The 16,199-nt window shown below is 60.5% G+C and carries 13 protein-coding genes and 1 pseudogene; 8 read left to right on the forward strand and 6 right to left on the reverse strand.

The window, feature by feature from the left end:
* Positions 1–8 precede the first annotated feature (8 nt).
* The 3 genes and pseudogenes from HB680_RS07145 to coaBC form a co-directional block, all read right to left on the reverse strand.
* Positions 9–1,385 (reverse strand): annotated as a pseudogene (locus HB680_RS07145) (phosphomannomutase/phosphoglucomutase); the annotation flags it as partial.
* 337 nt (positions 1,386–1,722) lie between these two features.
* On the reverse strand, positions 1,723–2,178 hold the full coding sequence (gene dut / locus HB680_RS07150; protein ID WP_059403885.1) for a dUTP diphosphatase: 456 nt from the start codon (positions 2,176–2,178) through the stop codon (positions 1,723–1,725).
* 5 nt (positions 2,179–2,183) lie between these two features.
* Positions 2,184–3,392 (reverse strand): bifunctional phosphopantothenoylcysteine decarboxylase/phosphopantothenate--cysteine ligase CoaBC, encoded by a 1,209-nt coding sequence (gene coaBC, locus HB680_RS07155; protein ID WP_213937843.1) that lies wholly within the window; start codon positions 3,390–3,392, stop codon positions 2,184–2,186.
* A 136-nt stretch (positions 3,393–3,528) separates the two neighbouring features.
* Here coaBC and radC point away from each other — a divergent pair, with 136 nt between their 5' ends.
* Positions 3,529–4,203 carry a DNA repair protein RadC gene (radC, locus tag HB680_RS07160; protein ID WP_213937844.1) on the forward strand — a complete coding sequence of 225 codons (675 nt, stop codon included), beginning with the start codon at positions 3,529–3,531 and terminating at the stop codon, positions 4,201–4,203.
* A 114-nt stretch (positions 4,204–4,317) separates the two neighbouring features.
* Here the strand turns inward: radC and HB680_RS07165 are convergent, their stop codons facing one another.
* Complete coding sequence (locus HB680_RS07165) at positions 4,318–5,904, reverse strand: ABC transporter substrate-binding protein (RefSeq protein WP_213937845.1); 1,587 nt, start codon at positions 5,902–5,904, stop codon at positions 4,318–4,320.
* Between the two features lie 445 nt (positions 5,905–6,349).
* Here HB680_RS07165 and rpmB point away from each other — a divergent pair, with 445 nt between their 5' ends.
* Complete coding sequence (rpmB, locus tag HB680_RS07170; RefSeq protein WP_007894701.1) at positions 6,350–6,583, forward strand: 50S ribosomal protein L28; 234 nt, start codon at positions 6,350–6,352, stop codon at positions 6,581–6,583.
* Positions 6,584–6,594: 11 nt separating this feature from the next.
* Positions 6,595–6,750, forward strand: coding sequence for a 50S ribosomal protein L33 (gene rpmG, locus HB680_RS07175; protein WP_007894709.1), 156 nt, complete (start codon positions 6,595–6,597; stop codon positions 6,748–6,750).
* A gap of 180 nt (positions 6,751–6,930) precedes the next feature.
* Here the strand turns inward: rpmG and HB680_RS07180 are convergent, their stop codons facing one another.
* Positions 6,931–7,293 (reverse strand): cupin domain-containing protein, encoded by a 363-nt coding sequence (locus HB680_RS07180; RefSeq protein ID WP_054048465.1) that lies wholly within the window; start codon positions 7,291–7,293, stop codon positions 6,931–6,933.
* 236 nt (positions 7,294–7,529) lie between these two features.
* Between HB680_RS07180 and HB680_RS07185 the strand changes: the two genes are divergently transcribed.
* Positions 7,530–9,023 (forward strand): aldehyde dehydrogenase, encoded by a 1,494-nt coding sequence (locus tag HB680_RS07185; RefSeq protein WP_054048467.1) that lies wholly within the window; start codon positions 7,530–7,532, stop codon positions 9,021–9,023.
* Positions 9,024–9,181: 158 nt separating this feature from the next.
* Entirely contained in the window at positions 9,182–10,327 is a 1,146-nt protein-coding gene (locus tag HB680_RS07190; protein WP_163910650.1) for an MFS transporter, read from the forward strand.
* A 95-nt stretch (positions 10,328–10,422) separates the two neighbouring features.
* Here the strand turns inward: HB680_RS07190 and HB680_RS07195 are convergent, their stop codons facing one another.
* Complete coding sequence (locus HB680_RS07195; RefSeq protein ID WP_213937846.1) at positions 10,423–11,991, reverse strand: phospholipase D-like domain-containing protein; 1,569 nt, start codon at positions 11,989–11,991, stop codon at positions 10,423–10,425.
* A gap of 290 nt (positions 11,992–12,281) precedes the next feature.
* On the opposite strand from HB680_RS07195, the gene HB680_RS07200 reads away from it, so the two are divergent.
* From HB680_RS07200 to HB680_RS07210, 3 genes are all read left to right on the forward strand, one after another.
* Positions 12,282–12,932, forward strand: coding sequence for a DUF1120 domain-containing protein (locus tag HB680_RS07200; RefSeq protein ID WP_213937847.1), 651 nt, complete (start codon positions 12,282–12,284; stop codon positions 12,930–12,932).
* 105 nt (positions 12,933–13,037) lie between these two features.
* Positions 13,038–13,754, forward strand: coding sequence for a fimbria/pilus chaperone family protein (locus tag HB680_RS07205; protein ID WP_213937848.1), 717 nt, complete (start codon positions 13,038–13,040; stop codon positions 13,752–13,754).
* A gap of 38 nt (positions 13,755–13,792) precedes the next feature.
* Complete coding sequence (locus HB680_RS07210) at positions 13,793–16,186, forward strand: fimbria/pilus outer membrane usher protein (RefSeq protein ID WP_346657357.1); 2,394 nt, start codon at positions 13,793–13,795, stop codon at positions 16,184–16,186.
* Positions 16,187–16,199 lie beyond the last annotated feature (13 nt).

Consider the following 16,199-nt stretch of genomic DNA (forward strand, 5'->3'; position numbering starts at 1 on the left):
TCGAAAAATCAGAACGGTAGTTGGAGATCAGGGGCAACACGCTTCAACTGGACTTTGAAAACGTCCTTGATGCGCTGCAGTTCAGCCTCGTCATCAGCCTCGAAACGCAGGACCAGCACCGGCGTGGTGTTGGACGCGCGCACCAGGCCCCAGCCTTTGGCGTAGTCGACTCGCACGCCGTCAATGGTGGTCAGGTCAGCGCCTTCGCCCCACTTCGCGTCGTGCAATGCATCAATGATGCTGAATTTGCTCTCTTCGGTCACATGGATATTGATTTCAGGCGTAGAAATATCGTTCGGGAAGGTCGCGAACAGCTCTTCGGCCGTGGATTTTTCCTTGCTGAGGATCTCCAACAGCCGCGCGGCGCTGTAAATGCCGTCGTCGAAACCGAACCAGCGCTCCTTGAAGAAGATGTGCCCGCTCATTTCGCCGGCCAACAGGGCGCCGGTTTGTTTCATCTTCTTTTTGATCAACGAGTGACCGGTCTTCCACATTAACGGACGACCGCCGTATTCCTTGATCAATGGCGTGAGGCGGCGGGTGCATTTGACGTCGAAGATGATTTCCGCGTCTGGATTGCGCTCCAGTACGTCGCGGGCGAACAGCATCAGCAGGCGATCGGGGAAGACGATGCTGCCGGTGTTGGTCACCACACCAACGCGATCGCCGTCGCCGTCGAAGGCCAGGCCGATGTCGGCGTTGGTTTCCTTGACCTTGGCAATCAGGTCGACGAGGTTTTCAGGCTTGCCCGGATCCGGGTGATGGTTCGGGAAGTTGCCATCGACCTCGCAGAACAGCGGGATGACTTCGCAGTTCAGCGCTTCGATCAGTTGCGGGGCGATCACGCCGGCCGCGCCGTTACCGCAATCGACCACCACTTTCAGGCGTCGGGCCAGTTTGATGTCTTGCACAATTTGGGTGTTGTAGCGGTCGAGGATCTCGACTTTGGTGATGCTGCCCTTGCCGCTGCTCAGGTTGTTAGTCTTGAGGCGTTCGTGCAGGGCTTGGATCTGTTCGTTGGCCAAGGTGTCACCGGCGATGACGATTTTGAAACCGTTGTAGTTCGACGGGTTGTGGCTGCCGGTGAGCATCACCCCGGATTTGCCGGCCAGGACGTTGGCGGCGTAGTACAGCGCAGGCGTTGGCACCAGGCCGACGTCGCTGACGTGGCAACCGCTGTCGGCCAGGCCTTGAATCAGGCGTTCGACCAGTTCCGGGCCAGAGAGGCGACCATCGCGGCCAACGGAAACGTTCGGTTCGTTCTGGGCCAGACTTTGGGCGCCAATGGCGCGGCCGAGCCAATAAGCGGTTTCACCGTTCAAGAATTCCGGGACGGTGCCGCGAATGTCGTAGGCGCGGAAAATGCTGTCGGGGAACTTGGGTGCGACTTGGGCTGGGCTGTTCATCTGTGGAAATGCTCCATTTCGAAAGTGACTGGACCTGCCATGGAATAACTCGTCGGCAGGCGCAAACTGAAGGGTATGACGGCGTTTTCCACAGAGAGTTCGTGGTGTGCAAAGGCCATGACCCCGGTTTCAGCGAGCATTTGGCCGGCCAATCCCTTGATTTTCGAAGCTAAAACTATCGCTGATGTTGGCGCGATTTTGTGACAAGACGGCTTACCCTGTAGGAGCTGCCGAAGGCTGCGATCTTTTGATTTTGGATTTTCAAGATCAAAAGATCGCAGCCTTCGGCAGCTCCTACAGGAGGGCGTCTATCGGATCAATGGCTGCCGGAGTGACCAAAGCCTCCAGCACCGCGTTCGGTTTCGACGAACTCTTCGACCATCTCGAAATGCGCCTGGACCACCGGTACGAGAACCAGCTGAGCCAGACGTTCGCCGACCACCATGTTGAAGTCGGTCTGGCCACGGTTCCAGCAGGACACCATCAGCGGGCCCTGGTAGTCGGAGTCGATCAGGCCGACCAGGTTACCCAGCACGATGCCGTGCTTATGGCCCAGGCCGGAGCGCGGCAGAATCAGCGCGGCCAAACCCGGATCGCCAATGTAGACCGACAGGCCAGTAGGGATCAGCACGGTTTCGCCCGGCTTGATCACGGTGTCTTTTTCCAGCATGGCGCGCAGGTCGAGGCCGGCGGAGCCAGGGGTGGCGTACTGCGGCAGCGGAAATTCGGTGCCGATGCGTGGGTCGAGGATCTTGGCTTGCAAAGCGTGCATGTAAATTAAACCTGGTTCAGACGGTCGGCGATAAAAGTGATCAGCTGGCGAGCAATCTTGCTCTTGCTGGTCTGGGCGAAAAGCGTGGCGTGGAGCTGGCGGTCGATCACGCTGCAGGCGTTTTCTTCGCTGTTGAAGCCAATACTCGGGTTGGCGACGTCGTTGGCGACGATCAAATCGAGGTTTTTGTCTTTCAACTTGCGCGCAGCGTAATCGAGCAGGTGTTCGGTTTCGGCAGCGAAACCGACACTGAACGGACGGTCGGGGCGAGTAGCGATGGTGGCCAGGATGTCTGGGTTGCGCACCATCTGTAGCAACAAGCCGTCGCCGTTCGTAGGATCTTTCTTGAGTTTTTGTGGGGCGACGACTTCCGGGCGGTAGTCCGCGACCGCCGCCGAGGCGATAAACAGGTCGCACGGGATCGCGGCTTCACAGGCAGCGAGCATGTCGCGGGCGCTGACCACGTCGATGCGGGTGACGCGGTCCGGGGTCGGCAGGTGCACCGGGCCGGTGATCAACGTGACGCGGGCGCCGGCCTCCACGGCAGCTTCGGCCAGGGCAAAGCCCATTTTCCCGGAGCTGTGGTTGGTGATGTAGCGCACCGGGTCGATGTTTTCCTGGGTCGGGCCGGCGGTGATCAGCACGTGTTTGCCGGTCAGCGCCTGACGCTGGAAGCAGTCTGCTGCGCACTGGGCGAGGTCGGTGGCTTCGAGCATGCGGCCCATGCCGACGTCGCCGCAGGCCTGGCTGCCGGAGGCTGGGCCGAAGGATTTTATGCCGCGACTTTCGAGCAGTTGCAGGTTGGCCTGGGTCGCCGGGTCGCGCCACATGGCCTGGTTCATTGCCGGGGCCACGGCGACTACGGCGTCGGTGGCCAGCACCAGCGTGGTCAGCAGGTCATTGGCGATGCCTTGGGCCAGACGGGCGATCAGGTCTGCGGTGGCAGGGGCGATCAGCACCAGGTCGGCCCATTTGGCCAGCTCGATGTGGCCCATGGCAGCTTCGGCCGCCGGGTCCAGCAGGTCGAGGTGAACCGGGTGGCCGGACAAGGCCTGCATGGTCAGCGGGGTGATGAACTCGCTGCCGCCACGGGTCATGACCACGCGCACTTCGGCGCCCTGGTCGATCAGGCGGCGAACCAGGTCGGCGCTCTTGTAGGCAGCAATGCCACCGCCGACGCCCAGAACGATGCGTTTCCGATACAGCCGCTGCATAGGTCTGCCTTTCATTTCGTTGATGACTGCAAGGCGAACCCCCCTCCCCAGGAGTGAAATCGCCCGCAAAAAAGATGGGCTACGATATCACAGCGACCGCTACGGAACAGCGGCGCCCACAGACCAGGGAGGTGTTATGAGTATTCGTGATTGGCCGGCGGCGGAGCGGCCGCGGGAGAAGCTTCTTGAGCAGGGTTCGGCAAGTCTTTCTGATGCCGAGCTGCTGGCAATTTTTCTACGAACCGGCGTGTCCGGTAAAAGCGCGGTGGATCTGGCGCGACACCTGTTGAATCAATTCGGCAGCCTGCGCACCTTGCTGGAGGCTGATCTGCGGACGTTCAGCGGGCAACTGGGTCTGGGACCGGCCAAGTTCGCGCAGTTGCAGGCTGTGCTGGAAATGGCCCGGCGACATCTGGCCGAGCGCCTGCGGCGGGATTCAGTGCTGGAGAGCCCGGTGGCCGTTCGCGATTACCTCAAAGCCATGCTCCGTCATGAGCCTCACGAAGTGTTCGGTTGCCTGTTTCTGGATTCCAAGCATCGGGTACTGACGTTTGAAACGCTGTTTCGCGGCTCCATCGACAGCACCAGCGTTTATCCGCGACAAGTGGTCAAACGCGCCCTGGCGCACAACGCCGCTGCGCTGATCCTGTGCCACAACCACCCGTCGGGCAACACCGACCCCAGCCAAGCCGACCGAATGCTCACCAAGCGCCTTCAGGAGGCGTTGGAGCTGGTGGATGTGCGGGTGCTGGACCATTTCATCGTTGGGGATGGCGATCCGCTGTCGATGGCGGAGTATGGCTGGATGTAAGCCTTAGCTGGCCTTCGCCCCGTAGGAGCTGTCGAGCGATCTTTTGATCTTAAAAAAATCAAAGTCAAAAGATCGCAGCCTCGTTTCACTCGACAGCTCCTACAGGGGATGGGGTTACTTGAGGTTGACCTTGGAGTAATCCTGCCGACCAAACGGGCTCACCGAGTAACCCTCGACATCTTTACGCGTCAGCGCGAAAGCAGTCGGGTGCGCCAGCGGCAGCCACAGCGCCTGTTGCTGAATCTGCGCCTGGGCCTGCTCGTAGAGCTTGGTACGCACGCCTTGCTCGCTCGTGGTCTTGCCGGCGCTGATCAGCTTGTCCAGGTCCTGGTTGCAGTAACGGGCGAAGTTGGTGCCGGACTTGACCGCGGCGCAGGAAAACTGCGGTGTGAGGAAGTTATCCGGGTCACCGTTATCGCCAGCCCAGCCCATGAACAGCAGGTCGTGCTCGCCAGCCTTGGCGCGACGGATCAGCTCGCCCCATTCGATCACGCGGATCTCGGCCTGAATGCCGATTTCCGCCAGGTCGGATTGCAGCAGTTGCGCGCCGAGGCTCGGGTTCGGGTTCAGCAAACTACCGGAAGGGCGGGTCCAGATGGTGGTCTGGAAGCCATCCTTGAGCCCGGCCTTGGCCATCAGTGCCTTGGCTTTTTCGACATCATGCGGATAGCCCGGCAGACCTTTGGCGTAGCTCCAGGTGTTCGGCGGGTAAGGGCCGTTGGCCGCTTCGGCGGTGTCTTCGAACACAGCTTTGAGGTAGTTGGCCTTGTCGAACGCCAGGTTGATGGCTTGTCGGACTTCAGGCTTGTCCAGCGGCGGATGTTGGCTGTTGATGCCGACGAAAGCGGTCATGAAGGCGTCAGTCTTTTCCACCTTCAGGGTCGATTCCTGCTTGGCGGCCACCACATCCAGCGGCTTGGGCGACAGGGCGATCTGGCACTCGTTGCGGCGCAGCTTCTGCAAACGCACGTTGGCGTCCGGGGTGATGGCGAAGATCAACGGGTCCACTGACGGCTTGCCGCCGAAGTAGTCCGGGTTGGCCTTGTAGCGAATCGACGCGTCTTTCTGGAACCGCGTAAAGACGAACGGGCCGCTGCCGATCGGCTGGTTGTTGAGCTTCTCGGGCGTGCCGGCCTTCAGCAGTTTGTCGGCGTATTCAGCGGAATAGATCGAGGCGAAGCCCATGCTCAACGTGGCGAGGAAGGTCGAGTCCGGGTGATCGAGGGTGAAACGCACGGTCAGCGGATCGAGGGCGTCGATCTTCTTGATCAGCGCCGGCAGTTGCATCGATTGGGCGTGCGGGAAGCCGCTCTGGGCGACTTTGTGCCACGGGTGGGCCGGGTCGAGCATTCGGTCGAAGCTGAACTTCACGTCTTCGGCGCTCAAATCGCGGGTCGGGCTGAAGTACTCGGTCTTGTGGAATTTCACCTGTGGGTGCAATTTGAAAACGTACGTCAGGCCGTCGGGCGTGACTTCCCAGCTGTCCGCAAGGCTGGCGACCACTTTGCCGCTGGCGGTATCGAAGTCCACCAGGCGATTCATCAGCACATCGGCTGAGGCGTTGGTCGTGGTCAGCGAGTTGTACTGCACCACGTCGAACCCTTCAGGGCTGGCCTCGGTGCAGACGGTCAGGGCGGCCGCGTGGGCCAGAGGGCTCAGCAGCAGTGGGGCAAGCAGCAGCGGTAGGGCAGCGAGGCGCATGGTCGGATTCCTTTACAGATCGAAGGCCCATCTGCAAGTGCAGTCTGGAAAAGGCTTACCCTAGTGGGCTCTTTTGCAAATGACTATCCCCTTTTTCATTTTGGGGCGACTATAGGCGCCTTATTTGGGGTCGCGACGATTTGGAAAGCTCAAGATTGGCGTGGTGGCCGATGCTCTGCGACGAGCGGTCGCCATCGACGATAGCCTTTGTCCAAGGCGCTCGTAGCCCGGAAAATGGGCTTTTTGTGAATTCATCGCACACTGAATGTTGTTGCTCTCTGGTCTTTCTGGTATAAAGCAGCGCTCTTTTCTAGGGGCCCGGTTCCTTCACTGTAGGTGTAGCCGGTAAGACCTCTAAAGAAACGCGGCGCCTGGCGCCAAATGACTGAGAGATTAAGCGGCCAACCCATGCCGGGTTGGGCATGTGGTTTTAGAGGGCTGAGGCATGTCGAGAGTATGTCAAGTTACCGGTAAGGGTCCGGTGACTGGGAATAACATTTCCCACGCAAACAACAAAACCCGTCGTCGTTTCCTGCCGAACCTGCAGCATCACCGCTTCTGGGTTGAAGAAGAGAAACGTTTCGTGCGTCTGCGCGTATCTGCCAAAGGCATGCGTATCATCGACAAGCGTGGCATCACTGTCGTGCTGGCCGAAATCCGCAAAGCCGGCAAGATCTAAGGGAGCTAATCATGCGTGAATTGATTCGTTTGATTTCGAGCGCCGGTACTGGTCACTTCTACACTACCGACAAGAACAAGCGTACTACCCCGGACAAAATCGAGATCAAGAAATTTGATCCGGTTGTTCGCAAGCACGTGATCTACAAGGAAGGCAAAATCAAGTAATTGATTTTTCCTTCTTATGAAAAAGGCCCGTATCGCGAGATACGGGCCTTTTTTGTTGCCTGCGGGTTTTGCGTTGCCTGTTCGGGCCCCTTCGCGAGCAAGCCCGCTCCCCCATTGGATCGCGGTCTGATGTGGGAGCGGGCTTGCTCGCGAAAGCGTCGGCCCAAACAGCACAAATCTTCAAGCCTTCTGTTCAAACACCACATAAATCTTGCGGCACGCCTCCAGCACTTCCCAAGTCCCGCGGAACCCGGCCGGAATGACAAAGCGATCACCCACCCGCAACGTCTTGCTGTTGCCATCGTTATCGCGCAGCACTGACACGCCCTGAACGATCTCGCAGTATTCATGCTCGGTGTAATTCACCAGCCACTGGCCGATTTCGCCTTCCCACACGCCGGCGCTCATCTGGCCGCACGGGCTGTTGTAGTGGTTGTACACCGCTTGCTCGGGGTCGCCCTTGAGGACTTTGGCCGAGTCTGGCCGATAGCGATCGGGCTGGGTGGCGGCCTGGCTGAAGTCGACGACGTCCTGGATGTTCATTTTGTTGTAATCCCCCGTGATTGCGGCGCGATGACTGGAAAGGCCAAAGTCTATGTTTATTAAAATGAACACCGCAAGGCCGTTTACCGACCTTGTGTCAAATATATTGAAACAACCCCAGCCACTGGTTTAGGGTGGCAGGTGCCTCGGCCGATAGCAGGCTGGCCGGGCAGAATTCCTGAAAGCACCCGCGAATAACGCGGGGCACTCGTATTCAACAAGAGGAGGACACTCGTATGACCACCCTGACTCGTGCCGATTGGGAACAACGGGCTCGCGACCTGAAGATCGAAGGCCGCGCCTACATCAATGGCGAATACACCGATGCTGTCTCCAGCGAGACCTTTGAGTGCATCAGTCCGGTCGATGGCCGTCTGCTGGGCAAGATTGCCAGCTGTGACGCCGCCGACGCCCAGCGCGCCGTGGAAAACGCCCGCGCCACCTTCAATTCCGGCGTGTGGTCGCGCCTGGCGCCGACCAAACGCAAAGCCACCATGATTCGTTTCGCCGGTCTGCTGAAACAGCATGCCGAAGAGCTGGCCCTGCTTGAAACCCTGGACATGGGCAAGCCGATCAGTGATTCCCTGTACATCGACGTTCCCGGCGCGGCGCAAGCCCTGAGCTGGAGCGGCGAAGCCATCGACAAGATCTACGACGAAGTCGCCGCGACCCCGCACGATCAGCTGGGTCTAGTGACCCGCGAGCCAGTCGGCGTCGTTGGCGCCATCGTGCCGTGGAACTTCCCGTTGATGATGGCCTGCTGGAAACTTGGCCCTGCGCTGTCCACCGGTAACTCGGTCATCCTCAAACCATCGGAAAAATCGCCGCTGACCGCCATCCGCATCGCCGCGCTGGCCGTTGAAGCCGGTATCCCGAAAGGTGTGTTGAACGTCCTGCCGGGCTACGGCCACACCGTCGGCAAGGCCTTGGCCCTGCACAACGACGTGGACACCCTGGTGTTCACCGGTTCGACCAAGATCGCCAAGCAACTGCTGATCTACTCCGGTGAATCGAACATGAAGCGCGTCTGGCTCGAAGCCGGCGGCAAGAGCCCGAACATCGTGTTCGCCGATGCCCCGGACCTGCAAGCCGCTGCTGAATCCGCCGCCAGCGCCATTGCCTTCAACCAGGGCGAAGTCTGCACTGCCGGCTCGCGTCTGCTGGTCGAGCGTTCGATCAAGGACACCTTCCTGCCGCTGGTCATCGAAGCGCTGAAAACCTGGAAGCCAGGTAACCCGCTGGACCCGGCGACCAACGTCGGCGCGCTGGTGGACACGCAGCAGATGAACACCGTGCTGTCCTACATTGAATCCGGCCACACCGACGGCGCCAAACTGGTGGCCGGCGGCAAGCGCATTCTTCAGGAAACCGGTGGTACCTACGTTGAGCCGACGATTTTCGATGGCGTGAACAACGCGATGAAAATCGCCCAGGAAGAAATCTTTGGCCCGGTGTTGTCGGTCATCGCTTTCGACACCGCCGAAGAAGCCATCGCGATTGCCAACGACACGCCGTACGGCCTGGCCGCTGCGGTATGGACCAAAGACATCTCCAAGGCGCACCTGACCGCCAAGGCATTGCGTGCCGGTAGCGTGTGGGTCAACCAGTACGACGGCGGCGACATGACCGCGCCGTTTGGTGGTTTCAAACAGTCGGGTAATGGCCGCGACAAGTCGCTGCATGCGTTCGACAAGTACACCGAGCTGAAGGCGACCTGGATCAAGTTGTAAGCACCACACAACGAAGATCCCTTGTGGGAGCGGGCTTGCTCGCGAAGGCGCCGTGACAGCCAACGATGATGTTGGATGTGATGGCCTCTTCGCGAGCAAGCCCGCTCCCACATTTGTTTTGTGCCGTCTGAAAAATAATATCCACAGGAGCGTGGAACATGCGTTGGGCGACTTATTTCGCCGTGTTGGCGTCTGTCTTGAGTGTCGGCCTGGCCCTGGGCGTCAGCATGCCGCTGGTGTCGTTTCGCCTGGAAAGCTGGGGTTACGGTTCGTTTGCGATTGGTGTGATGGCGGCGATGCCGGCCATTGGCGTGTTGCTGGGGGCGAAGATTTCCAGTCACCTGGCGGCGCGCTTCGGCACGGCCAATCTGATGCGTCTGTGCCTGTGGGGCGGCGCGGTGTCCATCGGTTTGCTGGCGCTGCTGCCGAGTTATCCGATCTGGTTGGTGTTGCGGTTGATGATCGGGGTGATCCTCACCCTCGTTTTTATTCTCGGCGAAAGCTGGATCAACCAATTGGTGGTCGAGCAGTGGCGCGGGCGATTGGTGGCGCTGTATGGCAGCAGCTATGCCTTGAGCCAACTCGGCGGGCCGCTGCTGCTGGGCGCGCTGGGTACGGAACATGATTACGGCTTCTGGGTCGGCGTCGGCTTGCTGCTGACGGCGCCATTGTTGTTGCTGGGCCGTAGTGGTGCGCCAAGCAGTGAAGCGAGCAGTGTGACCTTCGGCGATTTATGGACCTTCTGTCGTGGCCTGCCGGCGATTGCCTGGGCGGTGTCGCTGTTCGCCGCGTTCGAAGCGATGATTCTGACCCTGTTGCCGGTGTATTGCCTGCGCCAGGGCTTTACCGCAGAGATCGCCCTGGCGATGGTCAGCACCGTGGTGGTCGGCGATGCCTTGCTGCAACTGCCCATCGGCGCGTTGGCGGACCGATTGTCCCGGCGCAGTTTGTTCACCGGGTGCGCCGTGGTGTTGTTGGTGTCGAGCCTGGCGATTCCGCTGTTGATCGATACCTTGCTGATCTGGCCGCTGTGGGTGTTGTTCGGCGCGAGTGCTGGTGGTTTGTTCACCTTGTCGTTGATTCTGATCGGCGAGCGCTACCGCGACGATGCGCTGGTGCGGGCCAATGCGCATATTGCGCAGTTGTGGGGGATTGGGTGTCTGGTCGGACCGTTGGCGGCCGGGGCGGGGAGCCAGTGGATCAGCGGGCATGCGTTGCCGTTGCTGATGGCGGCGGGGGCGTTGGGGTTGGTGATTCTGCTGATGCGCCAAGGGGCGTTTGGCGCAGTGGCCGAGCCCGCGTAGATCAAAAGATCGCAGCCTTCGGCAGCTCCTACGGGTGTACTCCATTCCAATGTAGGAGCTGCCGAAGGCTGCGATCTTGGCAATGGAAGCCGCGCTTACAACATTCGCTCCAATCCGACGGTGGTGCTCATCCACGCATTAAACCGTCGCCACCAGCTCCCCGGTTCCTTGGTCAACGTGTGCAGTTTGCCGTTGTCCTCGGTCACCCAGACAATCTGCCCATTCTCCAGTTTCGCCTCATAACTCAGCGGTGGCGCCATGCCTTGCAGGGCCAGTTCGCGCACGTGTGCGGCCAGCTCCGGGCTGTCGACCAGCACGCCGACTTCGGTGTTCCACAGCACCGAGCGCGGGTCGAAATTGAACGAGCCGATAAACGATTTCTGCTGATCGAAGATCATCGCCTTGCTGTGCAGGCTCGAGTCCGAGCCCTGATAGGCCGAACGCCGGAACAGATGCGGACCGCTGCCGCTCCCCGCGCCGGGCTGGCGCCGCAGTTCGAACAACTTCACGCCATGCTCCAGCAATGCCTTGCGATACGGCGCATAACCGCCATGCACCGCGGGTACGTCGGTGGCTTCCAGCGCGTTGGTCAGCAGGCTCACGGAGACCCCGGCATCAGCGCGGCCGGTCAGGTACACCAGCCCCGGTTGGCCAGGCACAAAGTAGGCGGAAATCATGATCAGCTCTTTGCGGACTCCGTTCAGTTCCGGCGCCAACTGCGTGGTCAGCAACAATTGCGGGTCAGGTTCGCCCTTGGACAGCACCTTGCTCGGCGCGTCCCACAACGCCTGGTTCCAGGCCCAGATCAGTTCCCGGCGCCAGATGTCCAGACGCGGGTGTTTGTCGTAGATCATCAGTTGTTGATACAACGCGTGATTCTGTTTGCGGGTTTCTTCCAGGGATTCTTCCAGGCGCGTGCGGGTGTTTTGCAGGTCCCTGGCGCTCGGTTTGCTGGAGAGGAATTCGTCGATGGGCTTGCTCAAGGCGCTGTTCCAGTACTGGTCGAAACTGTGCCCGAGCTGCTCGGCCACCGGCCCGACGCTGAGCATGTCGATGTCAGTGAAGTTCAGGTTGGGCTCGGCATCGAAATACTCGTCCCCGAGGTTGCGCCCACCCACGATGGCCGCGCTGTTGTCCGCCAGCCACAGCTTGTTGTGCATGCGCCGGTGTTGCAGAGACAGGTCGAACAGCCGGCCCATGGTCCGCGTCACGCCGGTGCTGCGCCCAAGGTGCAGTGGGTTGAACAGGCGAATCTGAATCTGCGGATGGGCCGCCAGGGTCGCAATGACCTGGTCCAGGCCATCGCTGGTGGTGTCATCGAGCAGGATCCGCACCCGCACGCCGCGATCGGCAGCCTTGAGCAATTCTTCCACCAGCATTCGCGTGCTGATGCCGTCGTGGACGATGTAGTACTGCAAATCGAGGCTGGTTTGTGCGTTGCGGATCAGCTCGGCGCGGGCCATGAAGGCTTCGGTGCTGTTGGAGAGCAGGCGAAAGCCCGATTGCCCCTTGTAAGGCGCGGCCTGGGCCTGGATCGAGCGACCAAAGGCCGAGTCCGCCGCCGGGAGGGCCTGGCTCGGCACGCGCGGCACATCGAGCGTTGCGCAGCCACTCGTCAACATGGCCAGTAGCAATACAGCGAGCAGTTTTTTTCCGGGTCGCACGTCGCAGTCTCAAATCGCGGCAGGAGCCGGAGTATGGCACGCGCCCGCGATTTATGACTTCACGGTGAACTTACGAAGATTCATCCGTGGGGCGTAGGCCTGTCGTCGTTTATCCAATTGGACTATCGCGCCCGTCGAAATGCCGTCGCTTCTGCGTGGTCTTTTCCTACAGATTAATCCCACAAAAAACGGAATGATGCCCCCCGCTTAGTTGAGGCGATAGTTTGCAGAGTTGTAACAACACGTTATGCCTTTGCAATGTTTATGACTATATGGAGATGGGAATAATAATGGGAAATAAAAGTTTGATCGCACTGTTCGTAGGTGCACTGTTACCGACGGTTGCCATGGCTGAAAGTGTTGACTTGAATGTTATCGGGACCATCATCCCGACGTCCTGCATCCCGGCGTTTGCAGGGGGCAGCACCGTGGATTTGCGCAAGATTTCTGCCGCCACACTGAGTGCCACCACGCAAACAGTGCTGCCTGCGCGTGATATTTCGCTGTATATCAATTGTGATGCGCCAGCGCCGGTGGAAGTGTCTGTCAGGGATAATCGCGCGCCAACAAAGTTGCCAGGTATTCATGATGGCGCCGGCCAGAATGACCCTGCGCTGTTCTTTGGTCTTGGTGAAATCAACGGCATGCGTATTGGCGGGTTTGCATTGCGTCAAGGCGTTCCTGAAGTGGACGGCGCGCCTCAGACATTGTTGACCCGGACACTGGCCAACCCGACGTGGCAGCTGCCGACTTCCAGCCTGGTGCGCAATGCGCCGGCGCTGTATTCCTGGGGCCCGAACGTTGCGACCGGCCCGGCCTCCGCCCGGCACCACGGCTTCCCAATGAGCCTGCTTCCGATTATCGGCCCGAGCAACGCATTGCCGATCAACGACGAGATCCCTCTCGACGGTTCCGTCACCTTCGACATGTTCTACCTCTGATTGCTTGAGTCCCGGCGACCGTTCGGGTCGCCGGGCTCTTGCCCATCCATGCAAGCGCATCGGACCCATGTCCGGGTCGTCGCTTGAGAGTCCGGAAAAGCCCCCATGCCCTTTTTGATGAGCGGACCAGGTCTCCCGACGCTGGTGCTTTTACTGTTTTCGTTGTTTGTCACCACCGAGGCGCATGCGGCCGGCATGGTGCCGCAGACGCCTGTGCTGGTGGTCGAGGAGGGCGTTGGCGAAGCGACCATGAACGTGCGCAACACCGATACCCGGCCTGCATTGCTGTACACCACGATCGAGAATATCGAGCAGGACGATGAGGTGCTGCTGGTGTTCACTCCGCCAATCGCCCGCGTCGATCCCGGAGAAGTCCAGCAGGTGCGTTTTATCCTGCAGAGCGCGAAACCTTTGCAGACCGAACATTTGAAGCGCGTGATCTTCGAGGGCATCAGTCCTGTCGAAAGCGCGAGCGGCGCACGGGTCAATCTGGGGGTACGGCAGAATCTGCCGGTTATTCTGCGGCCCGTCGATTTGCCGGTGGAACGCGAACCCTGGAAGCGCCTGACCTGGTCGTCGACGGGCGGCGCATTGCAGGTTTTCAATTCCAGTCCTTATGTGGTTCGCCTGGCCAAAGCCATTGTGCCGTTGCCCGGTGTGCGGCCGGTCGACCTGCCACGGACCTACATCCTGCCCGGTGAGCGGCTGCGCGTTGACGGATTGCCGGGTGGTGCGGCGCCGGTGACCGGTGTGCGGATCTTTCCAGCGACCACTTACGGGTTTGCTGTCGAGCAGTACGACGCTGCGGTGACGCAGGAGTGAGGACTTGGGCGCGTCGCATACGGCTGGGCCATTTATTTGTGCTGGCCTTTACGCCGACCGGGATTGCGGCCAGTGAAGCCGTCACTTTCGATCCCCAGGTGCTCAAGGATCGAGGTATCGATCCGGCCCTGGCTGACTATTTTCGAGAGGCGCCGCGCTTTGCCCAGGGCACACGCTCGGCATCACTGCAGGTCAACGGGCAACCCAAGGGCCGCGTGCAGATGACGTTCAACAAGCGTGGCGATGTGTGCCTCGACCCCGATCTATTGAAGGCCGCCGGCGTGCGTGCGCTTGTTTTACCCGCGCGGGAGGCGGGCACCTGCGTGACGTTCGCCGAAGGATTCACCGAGGCCGTCGTGCAGCTCCATCCCGGCAGGGAGCAAGTGGACCTGTTGATTCCTACCGAGGCCTTGTTACCACCGGACAAGGTGTCCCGAAACTTTGCCAAGGGCGGCATGGCGGGGGTTTTCAACTACGACGCACTGATGGTGAACAGCGAGCTCCAAGGGCAGCGCAGTGACTATCGCAGCGTCACGTCCGAGCTCGGGTTTAACGTCGCGGACTGGGTCTTTCGCAGTCGACAGTCCTACACGGTGCTGTCCGATGACACACGTTTCGAGCACCTGTATGCCTACGGCATGCGAACCCTGGAAGACTATGAGGTCAACCTGCAGGTGGGGCAGCTAAACATGGTCTCGCCGTTGTTTGTCGGCGAATCATTTATCGGTGTGCAGGTTCAGCCGGAAGGCGCATTCCATCAGTTGCGCGCCGCCGAGCGCGGGGCCGGAAGCCGGGTTGAAGGCGTGGCTTATTCGGCGGCGCGCATCGAAGTCCGGCAGAGCGGAGTGATGATTTATTCCACGATGGTGCCCAGCGGCCCGTTCACACTGCGAGAGTTGCCGCTGTTGAGCCGTTCGCTCGATCTGGACGTGACGGTGCACGAGCAGGATGGGCAGCAGCGGCGGTTTCGGGTGCCGGCGGCCAGTCTTTACGATGCGGAATTCGGCAGCCCGCCCGGTTTCAATGCCGCGCTGGGGCGGGTGCGGCGATTGGGCGCCGATGAGCGCAAGGCGCCGTCCTTTGCCGCCTTCAGCAAGGACTGGAACTGGGGCCGGGATCGGCGTGTCACGGGTGGTTTACTGGGTGGCACCGAGTATGTGTCGGCGGGTTGGGGGCTTCAGCAGCAATGGCCCGGCGGCATTGCGCTGGGGGTTCGCCAGGTGTTGTCCAGCGATCAGTCTCAAGGCCTCGCCGGCCACCAGATACAGATGACGTTCAGTGCGATGTTATCGCCCAGCCTGTCGACGAGCCTGGTCAACGTCCGGCAGAGCGAAGGCTTCCGCACATTGTCTGATACAGGCTGGGATCATGAGCGCCGGCAGGCTGAGTCTCGAAGCCGTGATCAATGGGTGTTTTCCCTCAATGGCGCGACCGAGCACTGGGGCACTTTCGGTGCCACCTGGTCGCGTTATTCCAGCCTGGATGCACCACCACAATCGCGGTTGGGGCTTTCCTGGTCGCAAACGCTTGCGGAGCGGGTCAGCCTGTCGGTGAGCCTGGAGCGAGACATGGGCGGTGCCGCGACAAGTCGCCAGGGCAACGCCGCCTATTTGACTCTGGGCATCCCGCTGGGAGGCCAGCGCTCGGTACGCAGTTACGTGCGCAAGGACGATCGCGCCGGCGTGCGCAGTGGCGTGGTACTGAGTGATGCCTTGAACGAAACCCTGGACTACAGCGTCAGCGCCGAGCAGCGCGATGACGGGCCGACAACCGTGGGCGCCCGTGTCAGTTCCCTTGCGCGCTATACCAGCATTGACCTCGGATACAGCCAGCGACCCGACGCGACCGATTTTGATCTCGGCGCACGGGGCGGCATGGTTTTTCACAAGGACGGTGTGACGTTATCGCCTTATCCCGTGCGCGACACCTTTGGTGTGCTCAAGGCCGGCGAGCAGTCCGGTTTGAAACTGCAGACGCCTCGGGGGCCGGTCTGGACGGATGGCTTTGGGCGGGCGGTCGCGGCCAGTTTGCCCGCCTACACCCAGGCTCGACTGGAAGTCGACAACGCGGGCCTGCCGCGCAATGTCGAGGTGCTGAACGGGTTTCAGGAAGTCGAGGCGGGGCGTGGGTCGGTACAGCATCTGGATTTTTCGGTGATGAGCGTACGACGCCTGTTGTTGAAGGCCAGGACGGGCGATCGCCAATGGTTGCCCAAGGGTGCAGCGGTCCATGACGAACAGGGCCAGTACGTGACGACGGTCCTGGACACCGGGACGATTTTTCTGCCGGACGCCAAACCGGATCAACAACTGCATGTGCGGCTGTCCGGCACCGAGCGGTGCGTCCTGGAATATCCACTGACCGACGCGCCTCGTGACAGCACGCGTATCGAAACGGTTGACGCGACGTGCCTCGATCCCAATCTGTCATGAGCGAGAGTCTGCG

The organism is Pseudomonas sp. dw_612 (assembly GCF_018449725.1).
GTDB lineage: Bacteria > Pseudomonadota > Gammaproteobacteria > Pseudomonadales > Pseudomonadaceae > Aquipseudomonas.